Source organism: Providencia sp. PROV201 (assembly GCF_028479545.1).
Lineage (GTDB): Bacteria > Pseudomonadota > Gammaproteobacteria > Enterobacterales > Enterobacteriaceae > Providencia > Providencia huaxiensis.
Map to the genome: position 1 here is coordinate 1 of NZ_JAMPNW010000058.1, position 1,134 is coordinate 1,134.

At 59.7% G+C, this 1,134-nt stretch carries 2 protein-coding genes; both read left to right on the forward strand.

The features are described from left to right. Positions 1–277, forward strand: a 277-nt coding sequence (locus PR809_RS20055; protein ID WP_017900405.1) for a DMT family transporter, incomplete at its 5' end; no start/stop codon positions are given. Further along, positions 271–1,110, forward strand: coding sequence for a sulfonamide-resistant dihydropteroate synthase Sul1 (gene sul1 / locus PR809_RS20060; protein ID WP_000259031.1), 840 nt, complete (start codon positions 271–273; stop codon positions 1,108–1,110). The genes PR809_RS20055 and sul1, both read left to right, overlap by 7 nt. Positions 1,111–1,134: the final 24 nt, after the last annotated feature.

Here is a 1,134-nt window from a genome sequence, read left to right on the forward strand (position 1 = left end):
CGAGGGCTTTACTAAGCTTGCCCCTTCCGCCGTTGTCATAATCGGTTATGGCATCGCATTTTATTTTCTTTCTCTGGTTCTGAAATCCATCCCTGTCGGTGTTGCTTATGCAGTCTGGTCGGGACTCGGCGTCGTCATAATTACAGCCATTGCCTGGTTGCTTCATGGGCAAAAGCTTGATGCGTGGGGCTTTGTAGGTATGGGGCTCATAATTGCTGCCTTTTTGCTCGCCCGATCCCCATCGTGGAAGTCGCTGCGGAGGCCGACGCCATGGTGACGGTGTTCGGCATTCTGAATCTCACCGAGGACTCCTTCTTCGATGAGAGCCGGCGGCTAGACCCCGCCGGCGCTGTCACCGCGGCGATCGAAATGCTGCGAGTCGGATCAGACGTCGTGGATGTCGGACCGGCCGCCAGCCATCCGGACGCGAGGCCTGTATCGCCGGCCGATGAGATCAGACGTATTGCGCCGCTCTTAGACGCCCTGTCCGATCAGATGCACCGTGTTTCAATCGACAGCTTCCAACCGGAAACCCAGCGCTATGCGCTCAAGCGCGGCGTGGGCTACCTGAACGATATCCAAGGATTTCCTGACCCTGCGCTCTATCCCGATATTGCTGAGGCGGACTGCAGGCTGGTGGTTATGCACTCAGCGCAGCGGGATGGCATCGCCACCCGCACCGGTCACCTTCGACCCGAAGACGCGCTCGACGAGATTGTGCGGTTCTTCGAGGCGCGGGTTTCCGCCTTGCGACGGAGCGGGGTCGCTGCCGACCGGCTCATCCTCGATCCGGGGATGGGATTTTTCTTGAGCCCCGCACCGGAAACATCGCTGCACGTGCTGTCGAACCTTCAAAAGCTGAAGTCGGCGTTGGGGCTTCCGCTATTGGTCTCGGTGTCGCGGAAATCCTTCTTGGGCGCCACCGTTGGCCTTCCTGTAAAGGATCTGGGTCCAGCGAGCCTTGCGGCGGAACTTCACGCGATCGGCAATGGCGCTGACTACGTCCGCACCCACGCGCCTGGAGATCTGCGAAGCGCAATCACCTTCTCGGAAACCCTCGCGAAATTTCGCAGTCGCGACGCCAGAGACCGAGGGTTAGATCATGCCTAGCATTCACCTTCCGGCCGCCCGCTA

What these genes read in the sequence shown, in the direction of transcription:
- sul1 (WP_000259031.1), top strand. Translation starts at nt 271, where the DNA reads ATGGTGACGGTGTTCGGCATTCTGAATCTCACCGAGGACTCCTTCTTC.